Origin of the sequence: Halobellus marinus, from assembly GCF_032113415.1 — an archaeon.
Lineage (GTDB): Archaea > Halobacteriota > Halobacteria > Halobacteriales > Haloferacaceae > Haloquadratum > Haloquadratum marinus.
This window is the reverse complement of the sequence record NZ_CP134946.1, coordinates 1,139,320-1,165,736: the sequence shown is the minus strand read 5'-3', so window position 1 is coordinate 1,165,736 and position 26,417 is coordinate 1,139,320. Positions and strand designations below refer to the sequence as shown.

The window sequence follows — 26,417 nt, the reverse complement described above, 5'->3', positions numbered from 1 at the left end:
GGAGCGAGCCGAAAGGCGAGTGAGTAGGGCGGGGTAGTTTACTCGGCCGCGTACTGATTCCGGTTGATGTGTCAGAGTCACCCTCACTAGGGGGGATACTCGTCGAGGCGATACCATTCAAGAAGGCCGTCCTCATTCCCTACTGGCCGAGTCCAGATCAATCAGCCCCCGATCAGTACGATAATAGAATCAAGGTCAACTCCAACAGGTCAGTGCTCGGGCTCTATCGGTGAGACATCGAACCGCTTTCTGAACTGCTGGACTGCCTCGTCAGAGCCAACAAGGATGATGTGTTCGGTTCCCGTGAACTTCCTTTGTGGATCGACCACGCTGGTGAGTCCAGACTCGTCCTCGATGGCGATGACGCGACACCCTGTTTTCTCGTAGATGCCCGACTCGGCGAGTGTCGACCCTGAAAGCGGTGTTGCGGGGACACGGAGCAGCCGAATCTGACTCGCTGGTGCGAGGATGTCCTCGCCGCGGAGTTCCCTGGCGACCATCCGAGCGCTCACCCGTGGAACCGACAGCACGTAATCCGCTCCTGCGCTCAGTGCCTTCTGCGTCGAATCAGTGTCACCCACCCGTGTCAGTATCTCGATATTCGGATTTAGCGACCGCGCTAACACGGTTGTCAGTAGTGAAGCGGAATCGTCCGGAAGACCGATAATGATAGCACCGGCCGTCTCGATCCCTGCTTCTTCTAAGATTTCTTCCGATCCGGCGTCGCCCACGACGTCCACCCTATCGCCATCTTCGATATCGATAGTCACGACATCAAGTCCTTCCTCGGATACGACCTCCCGTGCAGCTTGGCCAACTTCACCCTGCCCGGCGATGATGATACGCTCGTGTTTCCGGAGCGTGCGGGACGGTTGCGTAAAGTCACTGAACGCCTCCAAAGCATCGTGTGCTCCTGTGAGGAGCAGTACTGTATTCGAGCGGATGATTGCATCCGGATCAGGAGGGAGCTGGAGTTCCCCATCGATCCACGCTCCGATGATATTCGCACCCGTTTCCTCCCTGATTTTCGAGTTGCGGATTCGCGTTCCTATCAGTCGGTTCCCCTGTTGGATCGGAACCTCTGTAACCTCTAACTCTCCCCCGAGCTCGATCGTGTCTGTCAGATCAGACTTGATCGAAGAGACTGCTTTCTCGGCGAGCCGGTGCCCGAGAACCCCGTGTGGGGACACCACGGTATCCGCGCCCGTCTCCAACAAGACGTCTCGCATATCGCTGTCATCGGTCAGCGTAATGATGTCGATATCTGAATCGAGTGACCGCACAGTCAGGATAGTATTGACATTCGCATCTCCGGCATCTGTAATGACTGCTCGTGCTGTCTCTATCCTGGCTCGTTCGAATGCCGTCGCATCCTGTGGGGAGCCATAAATAACAGAATAACCTTCATCAGAAAGTTCCTTGGCATTCTCTTCAGACGACGAAATCAGGACGTATTCGATACCGAGCTCTCCGAGTTCATCAAGCAGAACGGCAGAGTCACGCCGGTATTCACAGATGATGACGTGGTCGGATTTTGGGGTGAGTCGGTTGTCGAGGTTGACCTCGGCCCCAGTAAATAGCGGGATGATGATGAGGCGGAGCGTGAAAAAGCCGAGCGCGATGCCGGAGATCTGCGTTGCAGCAACGAACAAGAACATTGCCGGATGGGTCCAGAGATCGGAGTCCTGGCCGTATCCTGTTGTGGTCATCGTCTGGACGATAAATTCGAACGATGCGAATATCGATTGGTTGACTCCCTCTAACTGTGCCAGTGCAAGATTGTACGTGACCGTGTACACAAGGACCAGCGCAGCTAACCCGGTGAGGTAATACAAGACAAGGCGATCTCGCCGAGAAAGTTGGATATCAGAGAGTCGTTTCGGCAGGTCAACCATCGTGGAGTGTTACCATCTTCCTTATCACGATTTAAAAAGGATTCTTCTGTCGTTGTAGCACCTGAAATACTGATTCTGCCAGTGGTCAATCCGAGGTATACGTCATCGTTAACGCAACTCGAAGAAACCAAACTCGTCTGGTACAATTTTCTGCGGTTGGTGTGGATATCTTGTAAATAGTTAGACCACCGTCTTCCAACCTGAAATGAACTACATAAGACGATCCAAGGGCGTTTCCGCTCATCGGAGATCGGTCGAATTATATACCTAATCTATGGATTCGTTGACGGTGAACCAGCTTGCGTTCTCGAGACTGTGGCCGCTCAGAGGCGTCATTGAGTGCGGACTGGTATATGTATTCTCGAACTCCACGACGCCACGAGCGGAGCGAAGGGGACAGCGAAGCAAAAACAAACTGAAGCGCCGGGGTCTGAATGGGACATCTTAATCACTCCCGACGTTGTTTCCCCAACGTATGACCGACGCTTCCGGAACCGAGACGAAAGACCTGCTCGCGCACGTACTCCTTCCGGTCGCAAACGAGGACGACGCACTGGCGACGGCGGAGAAACTCGAACCGTACGGGCCCGACCACGTCACGGCACTGCACGTGGTGGAGAAGGGGGGCGGCGTCCCGGACAAAACGCCCGTCGAACAGTCCGAAGAACTGGCCGAGGAGTCCTACGCGGCGGTCCGTCGGATCTTCCCCGACGCCGACGATCACACGGCGTACGGCCGCGACATCGTGGATGCGATCTTCGAGGCCGCCGACGAGGTCGACGCGAGCGCCATCGCCTACCGCTCCCGCGGCGGGAACCGGCTGCTGCAGTTCGTGTCCGGGGACCTCTCGATGAAGCTGGTTACGCGAGCGGATCGCCCCGTCATCGCACTCCCCGCGGAGGGTGATTCCGAATGAACGATAGAAACGCCGTCAGGACAACTATTCGGGGCACAAGAATGCCGGCCGGAGGCAGTCTATGAGCACGGGCGACGAGGAACTGGCGAAGGACCTCGGCCCGCTCGCCGCGCTGACGATCGGCGTCGGGACGATGATCGGGGCCGGGATCTTCGTGCTCCCCGGCAACGCCATCCAGCAGTCGGGCTGGTTCGCCGTCGTCTCCTTTCTGCTCGGCGGCGGTATCGCGCTGCTAACGGCACTGTCTGCCAGCGAACTCGGCACAGCGATGCCCCGATCCGGCGGGGCGTACTTCTACGTCAACCGCGCGCTCGGCCCGCTCTTCGGGTCGATCGCGGGATGGGCAAACTGGCTCGGACTGGCGTTCGCGAGCGCCTTCTATATGGTGGGGTTCGGCGAGTACATCCGGGTGATCTTCGGCCTCACTGGGCCGCTGATGCTCGGGCCGATCGCGCTCCCCGCCGTCAAGACGATCGCCTTCCTCGGCGGGGCGCTGTTTGTTACAGTCAACTACATCGGCGCGAAGGAGACCGGGCGGTTACAGAACATCATCGTCATCCTCCTGGTCGCAATTCTGGCGGTGTTCACCGTCGTCGGCGCGCTCCGGGCCGATCCGGCCAACCTCCCGCCGAGCAAGGGCTTCGGGCCGATGATGACGACGACGGGGCTGATCTTCGTCTCCTATCTCGGCTTCGTCCAGATCACGAGCGTCGCAGAGGAGATCCAAGAACCCGGGAAGAACCTGCCGCGTGCGGTCATCGGGAGCGTCCTGCTCGTCTCGGTCATCTACGCCTTGGTCCTGATCGTGATGGCCGCGGCGGTCGAGCAGGGCTTCATCGCCGAACAGCAGGTTGCCGGTAACATCGCGGTCGTCGAGGTCGGGCGACTCATCCTCGGGCCGGCGGGCGCGATCGCGCTGCTGGTCGGCGGCCTCCTGGCGACCGCCTCCAGCGCGAATGCCTCGATCCTGGCGTCCTCGCGGATCAACTTCGCGATGGGCCGGGACAAGATCCTCACGCCGTCGATCAACGAAGTGCACCCGCGCTACGGGACGCCGTATCGGGCGATCGCCATCACGGGCGCGCTCATCCTGGGGTTCATCGCGGCCGGCAACGTCGAACTGCTGGCGACGCTCGGGAGCGTCCTCCATCTGGTCATCTACGGACTCCTCAACATCGCGTTGATCGTGATGCGCGAGGCGAACGTCGCCGACTACGAGCCCTCGTTTACCGTGCCGCTGTATCCCTTCACCCCGATAGTGGGCGCACTGACGTCCTTCGCGCTGATTGCCTTCATCAATCCGACAGTGATCCTGATCTGCGGCGGACTGGTCGTCGGCGCGATCGTGTGGTACCTGGGCTACGCACGCACCCGGACCGAGGCGATGGGAGAGCTCTCGGAGTTCATCCTCTCGCGGTCGGACTCGATGCCCGAAGCGGCGGTCTCGGCGGCCGAATCCGTCAGGCCGGACGGCGGACGGTACCGCGTGATGGTCCCGCTGGCCAACCCGCAGCACGAGGAGAACCTCATCACGCTCGCCAGCGCCGTCGCCAAGCACCACGGCGGCGTCGTCGACGCCGTCCACATCGTGACGGTGCCCGACCAGACGTCGCTGGAGTACGCGGCAGATCACATCGAAGAACACGAGGAAGACTACGACGCGCTCTTAGATAGCGCTCGCCAGCACGCCGACGAACTCGGAGTCGACATCGAGACGCGCACGATCCTCTCGCACCGCGGGTTCGAGGAGATCTTCGACGCCGCCCGGAGCCACGAGGCGGACACGGTCGTGATGGGGTGGGGTGCGAACTCGCACGGCTCCCCCGGCCGTGCCGAGAGCGCGTTCGACGAGATCACGATGGAGCTACCCGCCGATTTCCTCGTCGTCAAGGATCGCGGGTTCGACCCCGAGCGGATTCTGGTGCCGACCCGGGGCGGCCCCGGCTCGGCGTACGCCGCGGACGTCGCGAAGGTACTGCGGGAGGAGTACGGTTCGGAGATCACGCTCCTGCACGTCGCCGATTCGCAGTCGACTGGCGAGGAGTTCCTCACCGGGTGGGCCGAGGACAGGGGCCTCTCGGATGCGAACATCCGGGTCGAATCCGGTGACACGAAAGAGGAAATCGTCCGGGCCGCCGAGGACGCGTCGCTTGTGATCATCGGCGCATCCGAACAGGGGCTGCTCGTGCGACTGTTCAGAGGATCGCCCGCACAGCAGATCGTCGAAGAGGTGGACAGTTCGGTGATCCTGGCCGAAAAGAGCCACGGCCGATCGCTCCTCGATCGGCTTCTGAGCCGCTGAGCAGGCGCTCAGAGGGGTTCGTTTCTTTCGATCCGTCCCTTTCAGCGGGACCTTCCGATGAAATGAGAGCGTTGCCGACGGGGCCTATCCGCGCATCAGATTCATGACTTCGTCGGCGACGTCCGGTTCGACGGCGACGACGTAGCGGTCGCCGGCTGACAGCGTCGTGTCGGGACCGGCGATTCGGTGACCCTCGCTGTCGGAGACGATCAGCGTCCCGTCCGGAAAGCGGACCTGCGAGAGCGTTTTGCCCGCGGCCGGCGCTCCCTCCGCGACGCGGACGAGCATAATGTCGAGACTCCCCGTCACGTCCGCCAGCGTCTGGACGTCGCTTCCCAGGATCTCGTTGGCCGCCACCCGCGCGCCGGCCCGTTCGGGGAAGAGAACCGCGTCGACGAAGCGCGTGTAGGTCTCGCCGGACGCGCGATCGATCCGCGCGACGGTCCGGATCCCCGGCGTGAGTTCCTGCGCGGCCAGACAGACGGCGAGGTTCAGTCCGCTCTCCCCGGTGAGTGCCGCGATCGCGTCGGCCCGTTCGACGCCGGCCTGTTCGATGATGTCGGGATTGGTCGCATCGCCCTGGATGACCGTCGCGATCCACTCGTCGGCGATCTCCGAGACGATCCGTTCGTCGCGTTCGATGATCGTTACGTCGTGGCCGCGGTCGGCGAGGATCTCGGCCGTCTGGAAGCCGACGCGCCCGCCGCCCGCGATGATGATGTCGAGTGTGCTTGTCATAGGATCAGTCTTCAGTCGCCGGTGTCATTTCAGTGTCGGTGCGGTTCTCGCCTCGGTCGGACCGCGCTCGCACGCGGTTGAGCGCGACGTACATCAGCCCCCCCAGCAGGATCCACGCGACGCTGAGCCCCAGCGCGAGCGGATCCGTCCGGAGCAGGTACTCCACGAGCACCCCGGTCAAGAGGAGATTGAGCGCGACGCCTATCAGCGGCGGCGCGGGGTAGTACGGCATCTTGTAGGGGCGGTTCATATTCGGGCGCTCCCGGCGGAGTCTGATCACGGCGACGTTGACGATGATAAAGGAAAGCAGGAAGAACAGACTCGCCATATTCCCGGCACTCTGTGTCGGGAGCGCGACTGACCCGAGCATCACGATCGCGCTCGTGAGGATCGCGACGAACGGCGTCCCGTAGCGGTGGTGGATCTGCCCGAACGAGGGCAGGAGCTGACCCTCACGACCCATCGAGAACGCCACCCGCGAGGAGGCGATCACGACCGCGTTCAGCGCAGTCAACGTCGAGAACACCGCCCCGAAGACGATGAGCGCGCCGCCGTTCTGGATGATCGGCAGTCCGGTCGGCATAAACGACGTCGCCGCCGCGGCGATGCCTGCCTCGCCGGCGTCGGCGAGTCCGTCTGCCCCGAGGGTGCCGACGGCGACGGTGACGACCGCCAGATAGACGATGACGGTCGCGATCAGACTCACGAAGATCGCCTTCGGGATGTTCTCACGGGGGTTCTCGACTTCCTCGGTGACGGTGGTGATGAGGTCGTAGCCCTCGAACGCGATGAACGTCAGCCCCATCGCCGGCAGTACTGCGGTCGCACCGGCTCCCTCGGGGAACAGCGGCTGGAACTCGGCCCCCGAGAACATCGGGGACGCGAAACCGAAGCCGACGAACACGACAAGGATGCTCACCTTGATGATCGTGAAAATCGTCTCGGCGCTCCCGCTTGCAGCCGTCGAGACGGCGTTGAGCGCGACCAGCCCCAGCACGGCGACGAACGCCAGGAGGAACGCGAGCGGCACCGCCGCATCGACGACCGGCAGGGCGATGGCACCCACCTGGTCGGGTGGCGGGACGATCCCGTAGACGTGCAACAGTTCGAGGAAGTTCGGCGCGAAGCCGAGCGCGTACAGCCCGCCCGCGATCATATAGGCGAACCAGAGCATCCAGCCCATAATGAACGACGAGAGGTCGTCGAAGATCTCCCGGACGAACGCGTAGCCGCCGCCGCTCTTCGGGATCGACGCCGCGAGTTCGGCGTACGAGAGCCCGGTAAAGGCTGTGACTGCCCCGTTCAGGGCGAACACCAGGATCGCAGCGGGCCCAGCGATTTCGGCGGCCAGTCCCGTCAACACGAAGATGCCGGCCCCGATCATCGCCCCCATTCCGATCATCGTCGCATCGAGCAACCCGAGTTCGGCTTCCGGGGACCGCGTTTGACTGCCGCTCATCAGGTAACACCGTCGTTTCGTTCCGTGTCCATCGTACGCTCTCGATCAGCTGTTCGTCGCATATTATTATCCGGGGAATTCCTCTGACGGAAGAATTGAACCGAGGTTTATTAAAATGGTGGCGGCGGCCGGACGAGTGATTCCAGCCGCCTGGGAATCGAGCAGTCGGTGAAGTGACAGGCCCGAGAACAGTCTCCCTGATGACCCGAACGAAACGGTTCGTGATCGCCGGTGGCGGACGAGTCGGACTGCAGACCGCCGAGAACCTCGCGGGCCAGAATCACGAGGTCGTGTTGATCGAGTCCGACGAAGAGCGGGTCGCGGAACTTTCTGACGCCTACCTCGGCCCCGTGATCCACGGCGACGCCACGCGCCCGTCGATCCTGAAGCAAGCCGACCTGACCGACGCCGACGCGATCGCCGCACTCACCGACGAGACGGGGACGAACCTGGCGATCTGTATGGAAGCCCAACAGCTCGCCCCGTCGATCCGGACGCTCGCGCGCGCGGAGACGCGAACTGACCACGAGTACGACGAAGTCGTCGACGCGACCCTGATGCCACAGTACCTCGGCGGCGACCACGCCGCGGATATGCTCACGGGCGAGGGGATCCGGACGCTCGTGTACCCGACTGCAGACCTCGATATCATCGAGGTAACCGTGACCGAATCGGCGCCGGTCGCCGGCCGGCAGCTCGACGAGATCGCGCTTCCGGAGGGCAGCCTCCTGCTTTCGACCGCCGACCGGGAGGAACTCGCCGGCCCCGAGACGAGATTGGAGCCAAACGAACGGTACATTGTCGCTGTCGAGTCGGACGTCGTCGACGAAGTGCTGAATCTGATGCGGGGGTAGCACTCCGGGAAGGGTTTTATTCGGGCCTATCAAGGTATCCCTATGACCACCTGGGACGAGCGCTTCCGCGCGGGGGAGTACCCGACCGATCCCGACCCCTCGCCGGTACTGGAACGATACGTCGAGACGTTCCCCGACGGTCGCGCGCTCGACATCGCGACGGGGACGGGGCGGAACGCCGTGTTCCTCGCCCGCGAGGGGTATCGCGTCGACGCCATCGACCAGTCGCGCGTCGGACTGGAGATCGCCAGAGGAAACGCCGAATCCCACGGCGTCGCCGGGCGGACGAACTGGATCCAGGCCGACGTGCCCTCCTTTTCCTTCCCCGAGGCGACCTACGACGTCATCACGATCAGTTTCTACCGCGCGATAGATCGCCTCGCGGACATCAAAAACGCCCTCGCGGACGGCGGCGTCCTCTTCGTCGAGCACCACCTCCGGACGAGCGACCCCGTCGACGTCGGGCCGCCCGGCGGCCGGTACCGGTTCGGCGCCAACGAACTCCTCCACGCGTGTCTCGACCTCACGGTCCTCTACTTCGACGCGACGACAGAACAGCTAGAAGATGGCAGAACCACGGCGACAGCGCGGATCATCGCCCGCAACACCACAGGTCGCGAGCAGTCGTATCCCGAGCCGGAGCGGTAGCGTCGTGGTCGCTGTCGCCACGGACACTCCCGCTTTCCCGGCGACACCGTTTTTCCGCCTCGCGCCCTCCGGACAGCCGTGACGAACGGATCCCTCCAGTCGGACCTCCAGACGCTCCACGAGCACCTCGCGGCGACGAGCGAACGGCCGGTCGAGCGGACCGCGAGTCGGTGGATCGGCGAGTCGGAAGCGATCGCCGACGACCTCGTCGGGCGGGACGCCGATCCGGACGTCGTGGCCGAGCGGATCGGTCACGTCGTCGACCTCCTCGCGAACGTCGACACGACCGAGGACGCGGCCGCCGACGAACACGTCGACGCCGCCCGGACCGTCGCGGCGGAGATTCTGGAGGCGGTCGACGAATCAGATGGATAGACGTCCAGCAGTCGCCACGGTTCGTTGTCGGATTGTCGATGACTCCCCACAGATCACGACAAGAGTTAACACACTCGGCGCCCTACCAGCGTGAGTGATGAGTGGTCGACGGTCTTTCATCTGCCGGAAGTGTGGTGCCCGCGTCTCCCCGGGGTCGTTCCGCGCCAGATGTCCCGATTGTGAGGGTGAACTGAGCATCCTCGACGACACCGCACGGGGAGAGGCCGACTGAGATGCCGGCGGGTGACTGCGACGGCGGCGCACAGTATCCCCCGACAGACCCGCGTCGGATCCGGTCGCTGGCAGTGACGACGGCGGACGTCGTCGACGCGTTCGAGGCGTCGGTCCGCGGCGGCCGAGAGCTTGTGCTCCGGGTGACACCGCCGTTCTCCGGCCGGATGCGGGCGCGACTCCACGCGGTCGACGTCGTCGAGTCGGCGACACCGTCGGGAACGGCAGCCGAAACCGGCGACGTGGACGACGGATCGGCAGCCGAAAACGAGCGCGACGCGGGCGATGGAACGAGGGACGACACCGCCGAGACAGCCCCGATCCACCTCCCGCCCGAGCGGTTTCTGTCGGAACCGCCGTCGTATCCGACAGTCGACGACACCGAGGACGCGCTCCGGGATTCGGAGACGCCGTACACACCGGAACGGCACCGAAAGCGGCACCAGCGCGCCGTCGACGCGTGGCGCACGGCAGTCCGCGAGCGGTTCGTCGAGGAGATCACTCTTGAGACCGATGCGGGTCCACACACCGTGGCAGTCTCGTATCTCGGCTAGAAGGTCCTCGACCGGGGGAACGCGCACCGAACCGAAACAACCCTTGTGGGCCCGTCGACGCCGGGAAGGAGGTTGACAGACAGCCGAGAGCGGTACACAGGCCCGCAAACCGGCGTTCATCCGGCGCAATTCGGACGAACCCGAGAAGACTGACCCGCGGGTTTAAATCCGATCGGGCGAGTATCTCCGCCCGTGCCATCGAATCGTCGTGTGCTGGCCGCAGTCGCCATCGCACTACTCCTGACGACGAGCGGGTGTATAGGCTTTCTCACCGGAGACGAGCCGCTCAGAATCTCCGCCGAGCCGGCCACCGTCGCCGACGGGACGGTCGCGGAGACGGGCTACGAGCTGAACGACACGCGGACGGTTGAGGTCGACCGGTCGTTCGAGGTCGCCGGCCAGGAACGGCGGGTCATCGCCTCGAACCAGATCACCGACTACAAGAAGAGTATGGAACTCCAGCCGCTGGGTGAGGTCGACCTCGGTGTCTTCACAGTGGTCTCGACGCCCGCCGTCGAGGTCGCCGGACAGACACTCAACCCGATCGGGAGCTACTCCAACGCTCGGCTGGTCGAGTTAGTCCAAGAGCAGTACTCCGGGCTGAGCGACATCGAACAGGTGAGCGAGCAGAACATCACCGCCCAGGGCACCGAAACGACGGTGACGAAGTTCGCCGCGACGGCGACTTTCGAAGGCCAGGAGATCGACGTCTTCGTCCACGTGACGAAGTACCGCGACGGCGACGACTTCATCCTCGCGATCGGGGTCTACCCCCAGCAGCTCGACGGCGAGGAGGAGAACATCCTCTCGATGATGCGCGCACTCGAACACCCGGCATAGTCGACGGGCTGATCCGCCACAGTCGTCGGCCCGATCCGGTGAAGTCGACGGGCTGATCCGCCATAGTCGTCGGCCCGATCCGGCGGAGTCGACGGGCTGATCCGCCACAGTCGTCGGGAGGAACCGATGGGAGCATCGCGGCGGTGCCGACACTCCGAACAACGCTTTTGTCCTTTCTCCGCGAGGGTCGGGTATGCCACGAACGCGGACCCTCGGCATCGGCCTCACGGCGCTTGCCGTCCTCGGCTACGCGATCGGCGTTGCAGCGCCGTATCCGGGCCGGGCGGCCAGCCTCGTGGGCGTGATGGTCGGCGTGACACTCTACGCGATCGGCTCAGTGGGGGGTGGATCGCAGTGATCTCAGCGATCGTCTACGACGTCGGAACCGTCGACCACCACACGATCACGAACGAACCGGACCTCGAAACGGCTCGGCACGCCCCCGGGACCACGTGGGTCCGGGTAAATTCGCCCACAGCAGAGGAGCTCAGTGCCGTCGAGGAAGCGTTCGGGCTCCACCCGCTGGAACTGGAGGACGTCCGGAGCGACGTCCGGCCGAAGACAGAGGAGTTCGAGGAGCACACGTTCGTCCTGGTGAAGACTGTCGCGCTCGAACGGGGTGAGACCACGTTCGACGAGGAGATCCGAACCCAGCCGATCGGCCTGTTTCTCGGCGACGACTGGCTCGTGTCGGTGACTATGGAACCGGAGCGCGTCCCCGTCGTCTCGGACGTCTGGCAGTCCGTCGAGAACCAGCAGGGGCGGACGCTGAAGCAGGGCCCGGACTTCGCAGCCTACCGCGTGATCGATGGGACCGTCGACGACTACTTCGATCTGCTGGACAGCGTGGGCGACACCATCGAGGATATCGAGGAGGCGATCCTCTCGACCCCCGACGAGACGCTCATCGAGAGCCTCAACGACGTCCGCCGCGACCTCCTGTCGTTCCGAAAGGTGGTCTGGCCGATGCGGGAGGCGATCGGCGTGCTCGCACGCGGAGATGTCGAGGGAGTCGAGCCGGTCACCGAGAAGTACTATCGGGACGTCTACGATCACCTCGTCGAGATCGTCGACCTCACCGAAACCTACCGCGAACTCACCCGCGGGACGCGCGATATCTACCTCAACGTCGTCTCCCAGTCGACGAACGAGGTGATGAAGCGGCTCACCGTCGTCGCAACGATCTTCATCCCGCTGACCTTCGTCGTCGGCGTCTACGGGATGAATTTCGAGGGCCACGCGTCGAACCTTCCGGAACTGACGTGGGCGTACGCCTATCCGGCCGTGGTAGTGGGGATGGCCCTCGTGACCGGAATCTTGCTTTTGCACTTCCGGACCGAAGGGTGGATCTGACGTCGTCGCGGCGACCGATCCAACTGCAACTCCTGCGAAACGTATATATAATCGTGAGGAATCTTCGATAGTGCCGACAGAAATGCCAAAATGCACTTTCCGCCGCGTTTTCGAGGCTCTCGGTCCGAAACAGCTTTGAGAAAGCTTTATATACTTGAGGTACTTACTGATAGTAAGTTCAGTTCCGGCGGGACGTCTCTCTCACTCTTTCCCGACCGAGAACGAACACTCCCCCACTATGAGCAACACAGAAACCCGAGAGTACGTCGAGAGCCGCACACCGCAGGCCAGCGAGAAGGACCGAGCGACCGAACAGGCGAGCGAGGAGACAGAACAGGAGGAGACGCAGGTCTGTCCGGAGTGTGGTGGCACGCTCGTCGCCGACGAGGCACACGGCGAGACCGTCTGTACGGACTGTGGACTCGTGGTCGACGAGGATTCGATCGACCGCGGGCCCGAATGGCGCGCGTTCGATAGCGCCGAGCGAGATCAGAAATCCCGCGTCGGTGCGCCGACGACGAACCTGATGCACGACAAGGGTCTGTCGACGAACATCGGCTGGCAGAACAAAGACGCCTACGGCAACTCCCTGTCGTCGCGGCAGCGCGAGCAGATGCAGCGGCTGCGAACCTGGAACGAGCGGTTCCGCACCCGGGACTCGAAGGAGCGGAACCTCAAGCAGGCCCTCGGCGAGATCGACCGGATGGCCTCGGCGCTGGGCCTCCCCGAGAACGTTCGGGAAACGGCGTCAGTCATCTACCGCCGCGCGCTCGACGAGGACCTCCTGCCCGGCCGGTCGATCGAGGGCGTCGCCACCGCAGCCCTCTACGCCGCGGCCCGTCAGGCCGGGACTCCGCGGTCGCTCGACGAGATCGAGCGCGTCTCCCGCGTCGACAAGATGGAACTGACGCGGACCTACCGCTACGTGGTCCGGGAACTCTCGCTCCAGGTCGAACCCGCCGACCCCGAGCAGTACGTCCCCCGGTTCGCCTCGGAACTGGGCCTCTCCGACGAGGCCGAGCGGACGGCTCGGGAGCTCCTCCGGAACGCGAAGCGCGCCGCGATCCACTCGGGGAAGTCGCCGGTCGGCCTCGCGGCTGCTGCAGTCTACGCCGCCGCTCTGCTGACGAACGACAAGGTAACCCAGAGCCAGGTCAGCGACGTCGCCAACGTCTCCGAGGTCACGATCCGCAACCGCTACAAGGAACTGCTGGAAGCCGGCGACGCGGGCATCGTTGCCTGATCGGGACCTCGCAGTCAGACAGTTTCCGTGACCACTGGCCGACGCACCAACCTTTATTGACGTACCGGGATTCGGTCCGACTATGGTCGAAGCGTTTGTGAGACTCCTGTGTCCCGAATGTGGGAAAGATTGGCAAGCGGAGCCGACGTCGCTGCCGAATCACCGCGAGAACTTCACCTGTTCGTCCTGCGGTGCGACGCGCCGACTCGCGGAGTTTATGCGGACCGAACGCGACCTCGACGCGGTAAAACAGTTCGAGTAGCGGTTCCTGAGGCTCTCGTGGTACTTAGTACTCTCGTCTCTTCCCGTCGAGCGCCGTCAACGGGTGGCGCTCGGCAGTAACAGGGAGAGCAATCAGCCTCAGATATCCGGCACCGAGGAGATCGCCCCGCAGGCGTCACACTTCAGCACTGTCGTCCCCCGCTCGTCGACGAGACGCGTGTCCGGCGAGCCACACTCGCTGCACGTGACGAAGCCCTCGACGTAGGCCTCTAAGGCGTCGGCGACCCGTTGCTGTTTGAAGTCTCCGGTGAACCGGGCGCGTCCCCGGTCGTCGATCTGCGCGCTCGTGCCGAGTTCCGACTGCAGGAAGCGCATCAGGTGATCGGGGTCGCGCGCGAGCCGATCGTGGACCGCCTCGAAGTTCTCCCAGACGGTGACGTTCCCCTCCGGGCGGACCTCCGGGTCCGGAACCTCGAACCGGTCGCCGCCGCTTGCGATCTCCGGAGACTGTTCGAGCGCTCGATCGAGCTGGTCCTCGTAATCCATACGGCGTGGTAGGAGACGCGCGATGTAAAGCGTTCATATGTCCAGGCGCGTCCCGAGCCGCGCGCCGCCAGTACTTATATAGTTATGCCTTCCGGGGAGAGAAACCGCGATCAATTACTCCACTGTGACGGGAATCGTTCATTATCGAACACGGTAAATCCGCCGAATCGGGCCGTTTCACCCCAATATTCGCCAGACGTTTGTTAACGATACTCAGGATAATAATATATTCTTCCAGTCTCAACCTTTGGTTGCTTATGAAAAAGCAGGAGCTCATCCACCTTCACGGCCTGCTTGCGGAGGTACACACACAGGTCGAATCGTGGGAGAACGAAGAAGTGCCGCTGGAAGCATACAACGAACTCGGCGTCCGACCGACATCGATCCACAAATCGAAGACGGATCACAAAGCCGCCGTATTTAAACTGATCAAAGGAATCACCGGATCGCTCGACGAGGCGGAGCAGGACCCCGTCGCAGCGACTGCCGACTGAACGCGACATCTCGCCGCATCCTCCCTGTGCTACACCGACCAGCGCCAGCGCTGACCTGCGGATGACTCCCGTCTTTCTCCCGTCGTTCTCGTTTCCGATCAGGGAACGCCTCTCTCTCGGACACTGATAGATTCAGCCGGCGCGGGAGGCTCATACCGATCACTCTCACTGTTTACCGCCGAACGTCACCCCCGTTGGCGGGAAGAGACGAGAGTAATCAGTATCAGTCGTCGGGGCGCGCCAGCAATTCGTCGCGATACTGTGCGATCGCCTGGATGACCTTCTCGGCATCCTCGTCCGGCACCTCGTATTCGTCGAGGGTTTCAGAGAGAATCTCGACCGCCCGCACGATGTGGTCTTCGGTGAACGGGACGTGGAGATGCGCCTCGCGGACCGGTTCGGCATCGTACGTTTCCGGGCCGCCCGCAGCCTCACAGAGGAAATCGGTCTGGGTGCGCCTGAGCCGTTCGAGATCGGCGTCTTCGAAGAACGGGCCCAGCGTTTCGTCTTCGACCAGCCGATCGTAGAACTCATCGACAACAGCACTGATTCCGTCGCGGCCGCCCAGCCGCTCGTAAAGCGTCTCCTTCGTCATAGGTATCACTGACTGCTCGAAGTACACGATACTATCGGTCGACGTCCGAAACCTGGACGGACGTCCGGATCCGCTCGGGAGAACCGCCGTCGTCGCCGGTTCGGGAGCGAGCCGCGACCACCGGAATCGTCACGCGGGGCCGCTTCACCCGTCGTCGACGAGTTCGTCGAACTCGGGGATGAGGTCCTCGTCGTCGTCCGCACCGTCCGCCGATCCCTCGGCTGACTCGGCGGTCGTCTCGTCTTCGTCTCCCTCGTCGTCCCCGTCTTCGTTCCCTGCCTCGTCATCGTCTTCGTCCCCCTCGCCGTCCTCGTCTTCGATCTCTTCGACGGAGAGTACCTTCAGCGGGACGTTGTCGAGCCGCTGGCCGATCTCCTTGCGCGCGATCCGGGAGGCGTGTTGCTCCCGCTCGACGTTGAACACGGTCATCTCCAGTTCGAGGGCGACGAGCGCCTCGTCGGCCGCGATGAACGCCGGGGAGAGTTCCTCGCCCTCGGGCGAGGTCCGCGACCCCATCGAGATTTCGACGTAGCTCAGGTCCGGATTGAGCATCTCGCCCGTCTTCGAGATGGCGATGCGAATCGCCTCGTCGGGCGTCGTCACGTCGTACACCGGGATGGCGGCCTCAACGACGACTCTACAGTCCATACGTGTATGTACAACGGCCTGCGGCATCAAAGATTCGCCCGTTTGATACGGTACTGTTCAGATAAGGAGAAAAGTGACGAGGAGATTGAGAGGAAGATATCGGAAGCCCCCGCGGTCTCGACGGCTGCGACTCGCTGCGGTCCTCGGACTCCGTCCTGCGGTCCTTGCGTCGTCTCGCTCGTCGAGACCGCGGCCCCTTCCAGTCCCACCCGATGGCGGTTTTCCAGCCGGTAGTCGCTTATCTGAACACTGCCCGGCCGCGACACGCTCCGCGGCCACCCCACGGTCTCGGATCCCCGGCAGTCACTGCTCGCGCGCGCGGAGATAGTAGAACAGATACGTCTGGACGTATCCGGCGTACTCGCCGCCGAGACGGTCCCGCACCGCCCGCGACGTCTCGGCGTAGTTCCCGCGGTCGCAGTCCGGAAAGTGCTCGGATATGGCCGTCCGGATCCAGGTGTCCAGCGGGACCGCTTCGAGGTAGCCCAAGGAGAAAAGCAGGACGCAGTCGGCGACCTTCTCGCCGACGCCGACGAACTGCGTCAGGTACTCCCGGGCCGCCTCGTAGGGGCGGCCGGCCGCCTCGGAGGGGTGGGCCTCACCGTCTGCGACCATCTCGGCCGTCCGCTGGACGTAGGGCGCGCGATAGCCGAGTTTGAGGTCGCGGAGTGCCGCCTCGCTCCGCGCGGCTAGCTGGGCAGGCTCGGGGAACGCGTCGAGTGTCTCCGACCCCAGCCGGTACTCCTCGCCGAACTCCCGGGCGAGTGCGGTCTGCATTCCGTGGATCCGCGCGACGCGCATCTGCGCCGAACAAATGAACGAGATCAGACAGGGAAACGGCGGATCGCGGACGAGTCGCATCCCGCGGTAGGCGTCGAACGCCCGCTCGATGAGGTCGTCGTCGGGGGCGGTGTCGTAGATGGCATCGAGGTCGTCGTCGAGACGGAGCAGGTGCATCAGAAGCGGGACGGGATCTGCAGTCGCTTCCCACTCCAGCCGACCGTCGCGCTGCCGGATCCGGACGGCGACGTGCTCGTCGGTGACGCCGTCGATCGGCGGGACGACCGTCCGGTACCAGGCGTCGCCGCCGTGGACGTCCATCGACTCGTACATCCGCCCGTCGGCGCGGTCCCACAGGTACGACTGTCCGCTCTCGACGGTCGCCTGCAGGTCGAACGGGCCGGCGATTTGGGAAAGATCGATCGCGCCGGATTCGAGGTGGGAACCGACGGCCGGGTCGGGGTCGGCAGTCATCGTCACACCGGAGGGACGCGAGAGGGATGGCGATTTCGATGCGTGACAGCAGTTGCACGCCAGGGGAACGGGAGACGGACCGCGACGCCGTCGATCCCGTCAGTTCCGGATGTTCTCGTCCGTGAGGCGGGCGAGACGTTCCGCGAGGTCGTCGTCGAACGCCGCCGCAGTGCAGCGCCACGTCCAGTTGCCAGTCGCGGTACCGGGCGTGTTGAACCGCGCATCTTCCCCGAGGCCGAGGACGTCCTGCACCGTCGTGAACGCGAGGACGGCGTCGGAGCGCCAGACGGCCTCGATCATCGACCAGTGGATCTCCGAGCCGTCGGCGCCGATGTTGTATTCGAGACAATCTCGCTGCCGCGGCGGGAGCGACTCGTAGTAACCGACGATGGTGTTCGTGTCGTGCGTCGACGTGTAGCCGACGCTGTTCTCGGGGTAGTGCATCGGCTGGTAGCGGTCGCCCTCGCGGCACCAGTCGGCGTAATGCGGAACGCGCATCTCGGGAAAGCCGAACCGATCGCGGAGGTCGACCAGGCTCTGGTCGACGAACCCGAGATCCTCGACGATGAACGGCAGTTCGCCGACCTGCGCTTCGACGGTCTCGAAGAAGTCGTGGCCGGGCGCGTCGCGCCACTCCCCCGCGGCCGGGGAATCGGCGTCGGCAGGGATCGCCCAGTACTCGTCGAACCCCTTGAAGTGGTCGATGCGGGTGACGTCGACCAGTTCGAGGAGGCGCTCGATCCGTGCGAGCCACCACTCGTAGCCCTCGTCCCGCAGGGTCTCCCAGTCGTAGACGGGGTTGCCCCAGCGCTGCCCGTCGTCGCCGGGGTTCGGGGGCACGCCGGCGACTGCGGCTGGGTCGAGGTCGTCGGTCAGATCGAAGACCTCGGGGTTGGCCCACACGTCGGCGCTGTCGAGCGCGACGTAGATCGGGAGGTCGCCGACCAGATCGACGCCGCGCTCGTCGGCGTACGCCCGGAGGTCGCGCCACTGGCGGTCGAAGGTAAACTGGACGAACTTCCGGTAGGCGACTTCGTCGGCCAGGTCCTCCCGGGCCGCCGCGAGCGCGTCGGGGTCGCGCCCGCGGATCGGCGCCGGCCACGACGTCCACGAACCGTCGTGGCGCGTCCGCAGCGCCATAAACAGCGTGTAGTCGTCGAGCCAGTCGGACTCGCGCTCGCAGAAGTCCTCGAAGGCCTCGGGGTCGGCAGCGTCGGCGTGGAAGCGTTCGGCCGCGTCACGGAGCCGCGGGAGCTTGTACTCGCGGACGTGGTCGTAGTCGACGTGATGCGGGGAGAACTCGGGTGTCGAATCGGTCCCCGATCCCGGTGCCGTGTCGGCCGCCGACGCGTCGAGATAGCCGGCGTCGACGAGTCGGTCCAGACTCACGAGCAGGGGGTTTCCCGCGAACGCGGAGTACGCCTGATACGGGGAGTCGCCGTGGACCGAGGCGGTGGGTCCCAGCGGACAGAACTGCCAGGAGGACTGCTCGCCGGCCGCGAGCCAGTCGACGAACGCCCGGGCGCCCTCGCCGAGGTCGCCGATGCCGTGGGGGCCGGGCAGGGAGGTGAGGTGGAGGAAGACGCCACTGCGTCGATCGAATCGCATACTCGCACCTCCCGCGGGAGCTACGTTAAGGATGCGGTCGGGCCGGCCTGTCGCGCGAGAGGGCCGCCGCCGCGACGAAACGCCCACAATTAACACCGCGCGGCCCCTCTCGGCAGTCGTGCATCCGAAGACGGTCCTCATCACCGGCTGTTCGTCCGGCATCGGTCGCGCTGCGGCCCTCGCCTTTCTCGAAGAAGACTGGTGCGTCTACGCGACCGCCCGGAACCCCGCCGACATCGAGACGCTCGGCGAACGGGGCTGTCGCATCGCGACGCTCGACGTCACCGACGATGACGACGTCGAGCGGGTGGTCGACCGCATCGTCGACGAAGAGGGACACATCTCCTGTCTCGTCAACAACGCCGGATTCGGGCAGATGGGGCCGATCGAGGACGTCCCCACCGAACAGGTCCACCGGCAGTTCGACGTGAACGTCTACGGCCCCCACAGACTGATCCGGGCGGTGCTGCCGCATATGCGGGCCCAGGAGGACGGGACGATCGTCAACGTCTCCAGTGCCGCCGGGCGGCTCTCGTTCCCGGGCGGCGGCGTCTACGCGGGCTCGAAGTTCGCCTTAGAGGCGATGAGCGACGCGCTCAGAAACGAGGTCGACGAGTACGGCGTCGACGTCGCCATCGTCGAACCGGGGCCCGTTGAGACGAACTTCACCGATCGCGTCAAGCAGGAGGTCCACGGCGACGGTGCCGAAAACGGCGCTGACGGCGGCGCATCGAGCGACGGCAGCGCGAGGACCAGCGACGAGGAGATCCCCGGCGTCGAGCGCTCCGGCGCCTACGAGTCCTTCTACGAACTCTTCTCGGAGACGCAGTTGATCGGCGGCGGCGGCCTCGGCGCCATCTCGCCGGAACGCGTCGCAGAGGACATCGTCGACGCTGCCTCTTCGACGAAGCCGCGGGCGCGCTACCAGCCGGGGACTGCCGCGCGGGTTACGGTGCTGGCGCGACACCTGCCCTCGCGGTGGCTCGACACCGCCTACCGATACCTCAGAAAACTTTGATCGACCGGATTTCTGCCGACCGGACGTCCGCTGACGGGGGCTGACTACTCCAGACACGCGGCGACGACACGCAGCGCTGCCTCGCCACGGACCTCCTCGGCCAGAAGCGGCACGCGCTTGACGTCGCGGCTGCGGAACAGGTCCGTCGCGCGGCCGATGGCATTCTGCTGGACCTCCCAGCGTCGCTGGCAGAATTCACAGTGCTCCAGGTCCGGCGATACCACCCACCGATCGTCGACGTCGGCGCTCGTCACGTCGACCAGATTCTCCATCACTCGATTGACGACGAGGGTCTCGACGGGAATTCCGTAGTTGTCGAGGCGGTCGACGAGCCGCTCGGTCTCGACGACGCTCATCTCCTCGGGCACCATCACCACGCGGAAGTCGGTCTTCGCGGGATCCCGGAGGACCCGACGGAGCCGCTCGATCCGCTCGCGGAGTTCATCGAGGTCCGGCGCGGCGGCGTCGTCGCCGCCGCCCATCCCGAACATCCCCTTGACGCCTTCCATCATCCCGGAGAACTGCTGGCGGAGCTTCGCGATCCGTCCGAGCATCGAGTCCATCAGCTCCGGGAGTTCGAGCAGCCGGAGTGTGTGCCCCGTCGGCGCGGTGTCGACGACGACGCGGTCGAACCGCGGGTCGTCGAGGTATTCGAGCAGTTGCTGCATCGCCGCCGCCTCGTCGGCCCCGGGCATCGAGCCGGGGTCCATCCCGCCGCCGAGCAGTTCCTCCATCCCGCCGAGGTCGCCGAACGGCGAGCCGCCAGCACCGCCGGGACCAGCGTTACCGGTTCCGCCCCCAGTCTCGAAGGGGTTCTCGTCCACGTCGGCGTCAGGATCGAAGCCGGTGTCGGAACCGAAGCCGCCAGTGCCGCTTTCGGGGCCGAATCCGCCGCCGCCAGCCCCGTCGCCGCCGGGTCCAGCGCCACCGCCAGCGAACGGACCGACTGCCGCGTCGGGATCGATCTCGGCGGCGTACAGCGGCATAGTCTCGCGGATCCGGGTCGGCTCGGCCGGGATGTCCACGTCGAGCGTATCAGAAAGCGAGTGTGCGGGATCCGTCGAGACGACGAGCGTGGCCGTGCCGGCCGACGCCGAGGCCAGAGCCGTCGCGGCCGCCATCGTGGTCTTGCCGACGCCGCCCTTGCCGCCGTAGAGGACGTACTCCGGCGCGTCGACCGTCTCGGGGAGCGACGTCGCGTCGTCGACGCGCTCGACCGACTCCTCGCCCGTCGTGTCCTCGCGGTCCCCGGCGTCCTCGACGACCTCGACGTCGATCGTGTGGTCGTGGTCCGCCTCGGTGTCCTCGTCCGGCGGATCGCCCTCCGCGGTCTGCTCTTCGTCGACAGCGTCGGCGTCGGTGTTCGACATACGCGGGACGACGAGATGGGGACTTGTGTACTTCTCGGTGTCGCGGCCGTCACAGCGTGTGCGCTGGCGGCGGCGGGATCCCGCTCACCGGTCCTCGAAGTAGGCCGCGAGCCGATCGGCCGCCTCGGTCGTGCGGTCGGTACACAGCGTAAAGCGGATCCACTCGTCGTAGGCGCTGCCGAACGCCTCGCCGGGCATCCCCGCCACGCCCGCCTCGTCGATCAGCCGCTCGACGTTCGAAAGCGTCCCGGGGAACCCCTCGAAGCGAGCGAGGACGTAAAACGCGCCCTCGGGCGTCGTGTAGTCGGCGCCGGCGGCGTCGAGCGCGGTCGTGAAGTCGTCGATCCGTTCGCGGAGCGTCGTACGGATCGATTCGTAGTACGACGGCGGCGTCTCCTGCAGCGCCTTCGCGACTGCGACCTGCGCGGGTCGACTCCCAGTCAGGTTCACGAGCATATGACGCGTCCCCGCCTCCTCGACGAGATCATCGGGAAAGACGGCGTAGCCGACGCGGAATCCCGTGATCCCCAGCGACTTCGAGAACGACGCGGTGACGACGACGTGGTCGTGGTCGAGGGTGAGCGCGCTCTCGAAGCGTCCGGTGAAATCGAAGTGGTCGTACACCTCGTCGACGATCAGCAGGGCGTCGTGGGTCGCCGTGACCTCGGCAATCTCCTCGACGGCTGCGGGGTCGTAGACGGCCCCGGTCGGGTTGTTCGGGTTGTTGAGCACGACCGCCGCAGTGTCGGCCGAGACGGCCGCCCGTATCGCCGGGACGTCGAGGTGGCCGTCCTCGCGGGCGGGCACGCGAGTCGTCGTTCCGTCCAGCATCCGCGCCCGCGCCGGGTAGTACGGGTAGACTGGGTCGGTCACGACGAACTCCGCGCCGGCGTCGCGCTCCATCGCTCGGGCCATCGCGAGGTAGTTGGCTTCGCCCGCGCCGTTGGTGACGATGAGTCGCGACTCGTCGACGTTCCGCCGGGCGGCGATCGACTCCCGAAGCACACTGAGTCCCTCGCTCGGCTGGTACTGGAACTCCGGCGGATCGCTGTCGGCGTACTCTCGGAGCCCCTCCCGGAGCGGCGCCGGCGGTTCCCAGTCCGGGTGCCCGGAGACCATATCGACGACGTCGCGGTCGGCGGCAGCGGCGTAGCCGATGACGCGCTGGAAGAGCGGTTCGTCGTAGGCGTCGTCTGCCTCTCCAGTATCGTCACCGGTGCCGCGCCGGCTGTCGCCGCTGTCGTTCATCTCGTGCCCGGCGACGGCCGCCGGGGAAGTGTGTCTTTCGACGTGGGCGGACTCGGTCTTTCGACGCGCACGGCCCTGGTCTTCCGACACAGACAGTGCCGACCACACGGTCGGGCGAGACGCGGGAGACGGTCTTTTGTCGGCGGCCCGCATCTTTCCACCTATGCGAGAGTTCCAATCAGAACCGCCGGTCGAAGAGCGCGTCGGCGACGCACTCCGGGAAGAGGCGACCATCGCTGTCGCCGAATCCTGTACGGGCGGGCTGATCGGCTCGCTGCTCACGGACGTTCCGGGCTCGTCGACGTACTTCGATCGGTCGCTGGTCACGTACTCCTACGAGGCGAAACTGACCGCGCTGGGCGTCTCACGGGAGGCGCTGGACGACCACGGCGCGGTCTCGGAGTCGGTCGCCGGGCAGATGGCCGCGGGCGTCCGCGACACCGCCGGGACCGACTGGGGGATCGCGACGACCGGAATCGCCGGGCCGGACGGTGGGACGGCCGAGAAGCCGGTGGGCACGGTCTACATCGGCCTCGCGTACCGCGGCGAGTGGGGGACGGGCGACTCCTACACTCGCGTCGAGCACCACGAGTTCGACGGGACCCGGACGCAGATCAAAGAACAGATCGCCCGGCAGGCACTGGATACGCTGCTGGAAGCGGTCGAAGCGCAGGAGTAGAGCGCAGGACGAACACGAGCCTCCGAGCACAACGTTTGTAGGGGCGGCTTACCGAGTCCCAGTCGATGAACAAAGACGGGCACATTCTCAACGGGGCGCTCCTGGCGATCGGGCTGGGCGTCATCCTCTCGATCGATCCGACTGCGGGCCCGGTGTTTGCCGGGCCGGACGGGACCATCACTGTCGACACTGTCCTCCCCGTCCTCACCGACGTCGCGTGGACCATCGTCGCACTGTCGGTGCCGGTCACGCTCGGGGCACTGGCCCCCGACATCGACACCGCGTTCGGTCGTCACCGGAAAACGCTGCATAACCTCCCGATACTGGGAATCTTCATCGCTTTTCCCTATCTGTTCGGCAACCTCCAGTTCGTCTGGATCGGGGTCGCAACCCACTACCTCCTCGATATGGTCGGTTCCAAGCGCGGGATCGCGCTGTTCTACCCGCTGTCGTCGGCCGAGTACCAGGTGCCGACGGGCGTGGCGACGTCCAGCGAGTGGGCGACCAGAGTGACGGTCCTGGTGACGGCGCTGGAACTGGCGGTGCTCGCGGCCGTGCACAACTACGTCTTCGCGCTCGACACCTCGCTGACGCAGGCCGCGGGGCTGTTCCGGTCCACGTTTGGGATGTGACACGTTCCCGAACCGTGCGGCGACGACAGACCGCCACACCGTCCCCGACGGGCTTTTGTGAACCCCTCCAGTACACGGCGCTATGCAGGTAGTCACGCTGGGTCCCGCGGGGACGTACTCACATCGGGCCGCGCGCGCCGTCGACGACGACGTCGCGTTCCGGGAATCGGTCTCGGCGATCGTCGCCGCCGTCGACCGCGGGGAGTTCGATCGCGGCGTCGTCCCCATCGAGAACAGCATCGAGGGGAGCGTCACCGAGACGCTCGACGCCATCGCGGACGCCGAGATCGCGGTCGTCGAAGAGCTCGTCACGCCGATCCGCCACGCGCTCATCGCGCAGTCGCCGAACTTCGACACCGTCGCCTCGCACTCACAGGCGCTCGCGCAGTGTCGGTCGTACCTCGAACGCGAGTATCCGGACGCCGAACTGGAAGCCGTCGCGAGCACCGCCGCTGGAGTCGAGTACGCCCGCGAGGACGCCACCGTCGCGGGGATCGGCCACCCGGACAACGCCGGCGACGACCTCACTGTCGTCGCCGAAGACATCCAGGATCGCTCCTCGAACGCGACGCGCTTTTTTGTCGTCGCACCGGCCGACGAGCGCTCGGTGGGCGGCGGCAAGTCGACGATCGTCGTCTACCCGAACGCCAACTACCCGGGACTCCTGCTCGAACTGCTCGAAGCCTTCGCCGAGCGCGATATCAACCTCTCGCGGATCGAATCCCGCCCGAGCGGGAACCGCCTCGGTGACTACCTCTTCCACATCGACTTCGACGCGGGGCTCTACGAGGAACGCGCACAGGCGGCCCTCGACGACATCGAGGAGATCGCCGAGGACGGCTGGGTGAAGCGCCTCGGCTCCTACGACAAACGGCACGTGCTGTACTGACCGAATGTTCGGTTTTGAGGAGTGCAGGCGTGCGATCTGCGATCACGGCTCCTGACGGCTTTATTTCCTCAGACAGCGTTTATGTACTCGTAATGATGCGACGCACCCCTGATTTCGACGAATTCGAGTTCGAAGACCTGTTCGCGCGAATGACCCGACAGCTCGAGGAGATGAGCCACGGGATCGACGGCGCGCGGATGTTCGGCCGCGGAACGGCCATCGACCTCCGCGAGGAGCCGGAGGCGTTCGTCGTCGCCGTCGACGTCCCGGGCTTCGAGAAGTCCGATATCGACCTCGCGGTGGCGGATCGCGTGCTGACCATCGAGGCAAGCCGGGACGAGACAACGAGCGGGGACGACATCGCGGAGACAGCGGGCGGTGACGACGAAGTGGGCCACTACGTCCGCCGCGAGCGCCACACCGACTCGATCCGGCGCTCGGTACGTCTCCCCGGAGACGTCCGGGCCGACGACGCGAGCGCGACCTACAGAAACGGCGTGCTCACCGTGACACTCCCCAAACTGGCCGCCGACGCCGACGACGCACAGCGCATCGACGTCGAATAGACACCCATCCAGGGTGGAGACGGGAAACGGTTCTTTTCGTATCGGAAGGGCGGCAACCCCGAACGAAGGCTCAGACTGAGTACTCTCACTGTTTACCGCCGAGGACCCCCCTTTACGGCGCTCGGGGGTAAGAGACGAGAGTAATCAGGATCAAGACCGCTCCCGTGCCACGTAGAGCGTCTCTCCGCCAGCGATCGACTCGCTGGCACACGGCACCGTCGGCGCGTCGTAGCCGAGCGTGGTGAACAGGAAGTCGGCGTCGACGGCCCGTGCCACCCGGAGCGTCGGCCGGTGCAGTTCCGGGGGAAGGTTCAGCCCGTACACGAGATCCGCGTGGTAGGCTGCGCCGGGGTCGGCACGCTCGCTCGCCGCCACGACGTCATCGCAGACGAACGACACCGACGACGGGATCTCGACGCCGTCGCTCTCCCGGCGGTCGACGACGTCTGTCGCGGTGACCGTCACGCCGGCGTCGGCCAACGCTGCGGCGACCGTCGGACGGCGACCGATCCCGATCTCGACGGCAGCGCCGTACGCCGAAAACCGGGAGACAAGAGCGGCCTCACGGGCAGTCCTCACGGCGGGATATTTATCAATCCACCCTGCTTAAGCCCTGCTATGCTCGTCGACATCGTGCCGATCGGGGATCTCCCCGGGCAGGTCAAACGCGAGGCGTCGGCCGCACTCCGGGGGGTCTACGACTGCGACGTCACGGTCCACGAGGAGCAGTCGGTCCCCGACGGCGCGTTCGACCGGAGCCGCAACCAGTACCGCGCCGAGCAGTTCATCGAACTGGCGAGCCGGGTCGGCTCGGGTGAGAAGAACATCGGCATCACGGCGCAGGATCTCTTCTACCGCCGCCGGAACTACGTCTTCGGGCTCGCCTACCTGAACGGCAACGGCTCCGTCATCTCCACACACCGCCTGCAGACCTCCTCCGACGGCGGGATCACCACGAAGCCACAATCGGAGGTGTTCGCCGACCGCGTCCGGAAGGAAGTCGTCCACGAGATCGGCCACACCCTCGGCTTGGAGCACTGCGACAACAGCAAGTGTGTGATGTCCTTCTCCCCGACGGTCCGGGAGGTCGACGTCAAAGAGGAGAACCTCTGCGGGACCTGCAGTCAGTTGCTCTACTGATCGGGGCTCAGCGTTACGGCCCGCGTCCGGTTTGCTCAGGCTGCATTCTTGTTTGAAGCGACTGTTCGTCGGATCAATATGGTCCCACTCGCGTTCGCCG

29 protein-coding genes are annotated in these 26,417 nt (G+C 65.0%); 18 read left to right on the top strand and 11 right to left on the bottom strand.

Features of this window, described 5'->3' with window-relative positions:
* Positions 1 to 209: 209 nt before the first annotated feature.
* Complete coding sequence (locus tag RJT37_RS05960; RefSeq protein ID WP_313688611.1) at positions 210 to 1,895, bottom strand: NAD-binding protein; 1,686 nt, start codon at positions 1,893 to 1,895, stop codon at positions 210 to 212.
* Between the two features lie 475 nt (positions 1,896 to 2,370).
* Here RJT37_RS05960 and RJT37_RS05955 point away from each other — a divergent pair, with 475 nt between their 5' ends.
* On the top strand, positions 2,371 to 2,811 hold the full coding sequence (locus RJT37_RS05955; protein WP_313688609.1) for a universal stress protein: 441 nt from the start codon (positions 2,371 to 2,373) through the stop codon (positions 2,809 to 2,811).
* Positions 2,812 to 2,872: 61 nt separating this feature from the next.
* Positions 2,873 to 5,113 (top strand): amino acid permease, encoded by a 2,241-nt coding sequence (locus RJT37_RS05950; RefSeq protein ID WP_313688607.1) that lies wholly within the window; start codon positions 2,873 to 2,875, stop codon positions 5,111 to 5,113.
* Between the two features lie 84 nt (positions 5,114 to 5,197).
* Here the strand turns inward: RJT37_RS05950 and RJT37_RS05945 are convergent, their stop codons facing one another.
* A complete protein-coding gene (locus RJT37_RS05945) occupies positions 5,198 to 5,851 on the bottom strand; it encodes a TrkA family potassium uptake protein (protein WP_313688606.1) in 654 nt (217 codons plus the stop codon).
* 4 nt (positions 5,852 to 5,855) lie between these two features.
* Positions 5,856 to 7,310: an APC family permease gene (locus tag RJT37_RS05940; protein WP_313688605.1), complete on the bottom strand. Its 1,455-nt coding sequence runs from the start codon at positions 7,308 to 7,310 to the stop codon at positions 5,856 to 5,858.
* A 200-nt stretch (positions 7,311 to 7,510) separates the two neighbouring features.
* Here RJT37_RS05940 and RJT37_RS05935 point away from each other — a divergent pair, with 200 nt between their 5' ends.
* The 9 genes from RJT37_RS05935 (at position 7,511) to RJT37_RS05895 (ending at position 13,670) form a co-directional block, all read left to right on the top strand.
* Complete coding sequence (locus RJT37_RS05935) at positions 7,511 to 8,164, top strand: potassium channel family protein (RefSeq protein ID WP_313688603.1); 654 nt, start codon at positions 7,511 to 7,513, stop codon at positions 8,162 to 8,164.
* A gap of 42 nt (positions 8,165 to 8,206) precedes the next feature.
* Positions 8,207 to 8,812, top strand: a complete 606-nt coding sequence (locus RJT37_RS05930; protein ID WP_313688602.1) for a class I SAM-dependent methyltransferase — start codon at positions 8,207 to 8,209, stop codon at positions 8,810 to 8,812.
* A 78-nt stretch (positions 8,813 to 8,890) separates the two neighbouring features.
* Positions 8,891 to 9,187 (top strand): DUF8152 family protein, encoded by a 297-nt coding sequence (locus tag RJT37_RS05925; protein WP_313688600.1) that lies wholly within the window; start codon positions 8,891 to 8,893, stop codon positions 9,185 to 9,187.
* 233 nt (positions 9,188 to 9,420) lie between these two features.
* Positions 9,421 to 9,972, top strand: a complete 552-nt coding sequence (locus tag RJT37_RS05920; protein ID WP_313688598.1) for a DUF8009 family protein — start codon at positions 9,421 to 9,423, stop codon at positions 9,970 to 9,972.
* Positions 9,973 to 10,164: 192 nt separating this feature from the next.
* The gene (locus tag RJT37_RS05915; protein WP_313688596.1) at positions 10,165 to 10,812 is read left to right on the top strand and encodes a DUF6517 family protein; all 648 of its coding nucleotides are present in this window, start codon (positions 10,165 to 10,167) and stop codon (positions 10,810 to 10,812) included.
* A gap of 193 nt (positions 10,813 to 11,005) precedes the next feature.
* Entirely contained in the window at positions 11,006 to 11,170 is a 165-nt protein-coding gene (locus RJT37_RS05910) for a hypothetical protein (protein ID WP_313688595.1), read from the top strand.
* On the top strand, positions 11,167 to 12,165 hold the full coding sequence (gene corA, locus RJT37_RS05905; protein WP_390209104.1) for a magnesium/cobalt transporter CorA: 999 nt from the start codon (positions 11,167 to 11,169) through the stop codon (positions 12,163 to 12,165). The genes RJT37_RS05910 and corA overlap by 4 nt, the downstream gene beginning before the upstream one ends.
* A gap of 238 nt (positions 12,166 to 12,403) precedes the next feature.
* Positions 12,404 to 13,408 carry a transcription initiation factor IIB gene (locus RJT37_RS05900; protein WP_313688594.1) on the top strand — a complete coding sequence of 335 codons (1,005 nt, stop codon included), beginning with the start codon at positions 12,404 to 12,406 and terminating at the stop codon, positions 13,406 to 13,408.
* Between the two features lie 82 nt (positions 13,409 to 13,490).
* Positions 13,491 to 13,670: a DUF7836 family putative zinc-binding protein gene (locus RJT37_RS05895; protein ID WP_311173186.1), complete on the top strand. Its 180-nt coding sequence runs from the start codon at positions 13,491 to 13,493 to the stop codon at positions 13,668 to 13,670.
* 98 nt (positions 13,671 to 13,768) lie between these two features.
* Here the strand turns inward: RJT37_RS05895 and RJT37_RS05890 are convergent, their stop codons facing one another.
* Complete coding sequence (locus RJT37_RS05890; RefSeq protein WP_313688592.1) at positions 13,769 to 14,176, bottom strand: translation initiation factor IF-2 subunit beta; 408 nt, start codon at positions 14,174 to 14,176, stop codon at positions 13,769 to 13,771.
* Positions 14,177 to 14,433: 257 nt separating this feature from the next.
* On the opposite strand from RJT37_RS05890, the gene RJT37_RS05885 reads away from it, so the two are divergent.
* Complete coding sequence (locus RJT37_RS05885) at positions 14,434 to 14,670, top strand: UPF0058 family protein (RefSeq protein ID WP_311173184.1); 237 nt, start codon at positions 14,434 to 14,436, stop codon at positions 14,668 to 14,670.
* 223 nt (positions 14,671 to 14,893) lie between these two features.
* Here RJT37_RS05885 and RJT37_RS05880 read toward each other — a convergent pair whose 3' ends face one another.
* The 4 genes from RJT37_RS05880 to malQ all read right to left on the bottom strand — a co-directional run bounded on the left by RJT37_RS05880 (position 14,894) and on the right by malQ (position 18,775).
* Positions 14,894 to 15,265 carry a truncated hemoglobin gene (locus RJT37_RS05880; protein WP_313688589.1) on the bottom strand — a complete coding sequence of 124 codons (372 nt, stop codon included), beginning with the start codon at positions 15,263 to 15,265 and terminating at the stop codon, positions 14,894 to 14,896.
* A gap of 144 nt (positions 15,266 to 15,409) precedes the next feature.
* Positions 15,410 to 15,913, bottom strand: coding sequence for a DUF555 domain-containing protein (locus RJT37_RS05875; protein ID WP_313688587.1), 504 nt, complete (start codon positions 15,911 to 15,913; stop codon positions 15,410 to 15,412).
* A gap of 303 nt (positions 15,914 to 16,216) precedes the next feature.
* Positions 16,217 to 17,167 carry a DNA-3-methyladenine glycosylase family protein gene (locus RJT37_RS05870; protein WP_313688585.1) on the bottom strand — a complete coding sequence of 317 codons (951 nt, stop codon included), beginning with the start codon at positions 17,165 to 17,167 and terminating at the stop codon, positions 16,217 to 16,219.
* Between the two features lie 99 nt (positions 17,168 to 17,266).
* Positions 17,267 to 18,775, bottom strand: coding sequence for a 4-alpha-glucanotransferase (gene malQ, locus RJT37_RS05865; RefSeq protein WP_313688584.1), 1,509 nt, complete (start codon positions 18,773 to 18,775; stop codon positions 17,267 to 17,269).
* Between the two features lie 118 nt (positions 18,776 to 18,893).
* On the opposite strand from malQ, the gene RJT37_RS05860 reads away from it, so the two are divergent.
* Complete coding sequence (locus tag RJT37_RS05860) at positions 18,894 to 19,793, top strand: SDR family oxidoreductase (protein ID WP_313688583.1); 900 nt, start codon at positions 18,894 to 18,896, stop codon at positions 19,791 to 19,793.
* A 44-nt stretch (positions 19,794 to 19,837) separates the two neighbouring features.
* Here RJT37_RS05860 and RJT37_RS05855 read toward each other — a convergent pair whose 3' ends face one another.
* Both RJT37_RS05855 and RJT37_RS05850 read right to left on the bottom strand, forming a co-directional pair.
* Positions 19,838 to 21,163 (bottom strand): ArsA family ATPase, encoded by a 1,326-nt coding sequence (locus RJT37_RS05855; protein ID WP_313688582.1) that lies wholly within the window; start codon positions 21,161 to 21,163, stop codon positions 19,838 to 19,840.
* Between the two features lie 84 nt (positions 21,164 to 21,247).
* Positions 21,248 to 22,411, bottom strand: coding sequence for a pyridoxal phosphate-dependent aminotransferase (locus tag RJT37_RS05850; RefSeq protein WP_313688580.1), 1,164 nt, complete (start codon positions 22,409 to 22,411; stop codon positions 21,248 to 21,250).
* Positions 22,412 to 22,574: 163 nt separating this feature from the next.
* Here RJT37_RS05850 and RJT37_RS05845 point away from each other — a divergent pair, with 163 nt between their 5' ends.
* From RJT37_RS05845 to RJT37_RS05830, 4 genes are all read left to right on the top strand, one after another.
* Positions 22,575 to 23,090, top strand: a complete 516-nt coding sequence (locus tag RJT37_RS05845; protein WP_313688578.1) for a CinA family protein — start codon at positions 22,575 to 22,577, stop codon at positions 23,088 to 23,090.
* 65 nt (positions 23,091 to 23,155) lie between these two features.
* The gene (locus RJT37_RS05840) at positions 23,156 to 23,722 is read left to right on the top strand and encodes a metal-dependent hydrolase (protein ID WP_313688577.1); all 567 of its coding nucleotides are present in this window, start codon (positions 23,156 to 23,158) and stop codon (positions 23,720 to 23,722) included.
* A gap of 82 nt (positions 23,723 to 23,804) precedes the next feature.
* The gene (pheA, locus tag RJT37_RS05835; protein ID WP_313688575.1) at positions 23,805 to 24,611 is read left to right on the top strand and encodes a prephenate dehydratase; all 807 of its coding nucleotides are present in this window, start codon (positions 23,805 to 23,807) and stop codon (positions 24,609 to 24,611) included.
* Between the two features lie 92 nt (positions 24,612 to 24,703).
* On the top strand, positions 24,704 to 25,177 hold the full coding sequence (locus tag RJT37_RS05830; protein WP_313688573.1) for an Hsp20/alpha crystallin family protein: 474 nt from the start codon (positions 24,704 to 24,706) through the stop codon (positions 25,175 to 25,177).
* A 150-nt stretch (positions 25,178 to 25,327) separates the two neighbouring features.
* Here RJT37_RS05830 and RJT37_RS05825 read toward each other — a convergent pair whose 3' ends face one another.
* Positions 25,328 to 25,756, bottom strand: coding sequence for a UPF0146 family protein (locus RJT37_RS05825; RefSeq protein ID WP_313688571.1), 429 nt, complete (start codon positions 25,754 to 25,756; stop codon positions 25,328 to 25,330).
* A gap of 39 nt (positions 25,757 to 25,795) precedes the next feature.
* On the opposite strand from RJT37_RS05825, the gene RJT37_RS05820 reads away from it, so the two are divergent.
* Positions 25,796 to 26,317: an archaemetzincin family Zn-dependent metalloprotease gene (locus RJT37_RS05820; protein ID WP_313688569.1), complete on the top strand. Its 522-nt coding sequence runs from the start codon at positions 25,796 to 25,798 to the stop codon at positions 26,315 to 26,317.
* Positions 26,318 to 26,417: the final 100 nt, after the last annotated feature.

Excerpts from the sequence above, each read along its gene's own strand:
- RJT37_RS05885 (WP_311173184.1), top strand. The coding sequence starts at position 14,434 with ATGAAAAAGCAGGAGCTCATCCACCTTCACGGCCTGCTTGCGGAGGTA.
- RJT37_RS05945 (WP_313688606.1), bottom strand. The coding sequence starts at position 5,851 with ATGACAAGCACACTCGACATCATCATCGCGGGCGGCGGGCGCGTCGGC.
- RJT37_RS05845 (WP_313688578.1), top strand. The coding sequence starts at position 22,575 with ATGCGAGAGTTCCAATCAGAACCGCCGGTCGAAGAGCGCGTCGGCGAC.
- RJT37_RS05935 (WP_313688603.1), top strand. The coding sequence starts at position 7,511 with ATGACCCGAACGAAACGGTTCGTGATCGCCGGTGGCGGACGAGTCGGA.
- RJT37_RS05820 (WP_313688569.1), top strand. The coding sequence starts at position 25,796 with ATGCTCGTCGACATCGTGCCGATCGGGGATCTCCCCGGGCAGGTCAAA.
- RJT37_RS05900 (WP_313688594.1), top strand. The coding sequence starts at position 12,404 with ATGAGCAACACAGAAACCCGAGAGTACGTCGAGAGCCGCACACCGCAG.
- RJT37_RS05910 (WP_313688595.1), top strand. The coding sequence starts at position 11,006 with ATGCCACGAACGCGGACCCTCGGCATCGGCCTCACGGCGCTTGCCGTC.
- RJT37_RS05875 (WP_313688587.1), bottom strand. The coding sequence starts at position 15,913 with ATGGACTGTAGAGTCGTCGTTGAGGCCGCCATCCCGGTGTACGACGTG.
- RJT37_RS05940 (WP_313688605.1), bottom strand. The coding sequence starts at position 7,310 with ATGAGCGGCAGTCAAACGCGGTCCCCGGAAGCCGAACTCGGGTTGCTC.
- RJT37_RS05855 (WP_313688582.1), bottom strand. The coding sequence starts at position 21,163 with ATGTCGAACACCGACGCCGACGCTGTCGACGAAGAGCAGACCGCGGAG.
- RJT37_RS05830 (WP_313688573.1), top strand. The coding sequence starts at position 24,704 with ATGATGCGACGCACCCCTGATTTCGACGAATTCGAGTTCGAAGACCTG.
- pheA (WP_313688575.1), top strand. The coding sequence starts at position 23,805 with ATGCAGGTAGTCACGCTGGGTCCCGCGGGGACGTACTCACATCGGGCC.
- RJT37_RS05840 (WP_313688577.1), top strand. The coding sequence starts at position 23,156 with ATGAACAAAGACGGGCACATTCTCAACGGGGCGCTCCTGGCGATCGGG.
- RJT37_RS05870 (WP_313688585.1), bottom strand. The coding sequence starts at position 17,167 with ATGACTGCCGACCCCGACCCGGCCGTCGGTTCCCACCTCGAATCCGGC.
- RJT37_RS05920 (WP_313688598.1), top strand. The coding sequence starts at position 9,421 with ATGCCGGCGGGTGACTGCGACGGCGGCGCACAGTATCCCCCGACAGAC.
- RJT37_RS05895 (WP_311173186.1), top strand. The coding sequence starts at position 13,491 with ATGGTCGAAGCGTTTGTGAGACTCCTGTGTCCCGAATGTGGGAAAGAT.
- RJT37_RS05950 (WP_313688607.1), top strand. The coding sequence starts at position 2,873 with ATGAGCACGGGCGACGAGGAACTGGCGAAGGACCTCGGCCCGCTCGCC.
- RJT37_RS05890 (WP_313688592.1), bottom strand. The coding sequence starts at position 14,176 with ATGGATTACGAGGACCAGCTCGATCGAGCGCTCGAACAGTCTCCGGAG.
- RJT37_RS05850 (WP_313688580.1), bottom strand. The coding sequence starts at position 22,411 with ATGAACGACAGCGGCGACAGCCGGCGCGGCACCGGTGACGATACTGGA.
- RJT37_RS05960 (WP_313688611.1), bottom strand. The coding sequence starts at position 1,895 with ATGGTTGACCTGCCGAAACGACTCTCTGATATCCAACTTTCTCGGCGA.
- malQ (WP_313688584.1), bottom strand. The coding sequence starts at position 18,775 with ATGCGATTCGATCGACGCAGTGGCGTCTTCCTCCACCTCACCTCCCTG.
- RJT37_RS05930 (WP_313688602.1), top strand. The coding sequence starts at position 8,207 with ATGACCACCTGGGACGAGCGCTTCCGCGCGGGGGAGTACCCGACCGAT.
- RJT37_RS05955 (WP_313688609.1), top strand. The coding sequence starts at position 2,371 with ATGACCGACGCTTCCGGAACCGAGACGAAAGACCTGCTCGCGCACGTA.
- RJT37_RS05880 (WP_313688589.1), bottom strand. The coding sequence starts at position 15,265 with ATGACGAAGGAGACGCTTTACGAGCGGCTGGGCGGCCGCGACGGAATC.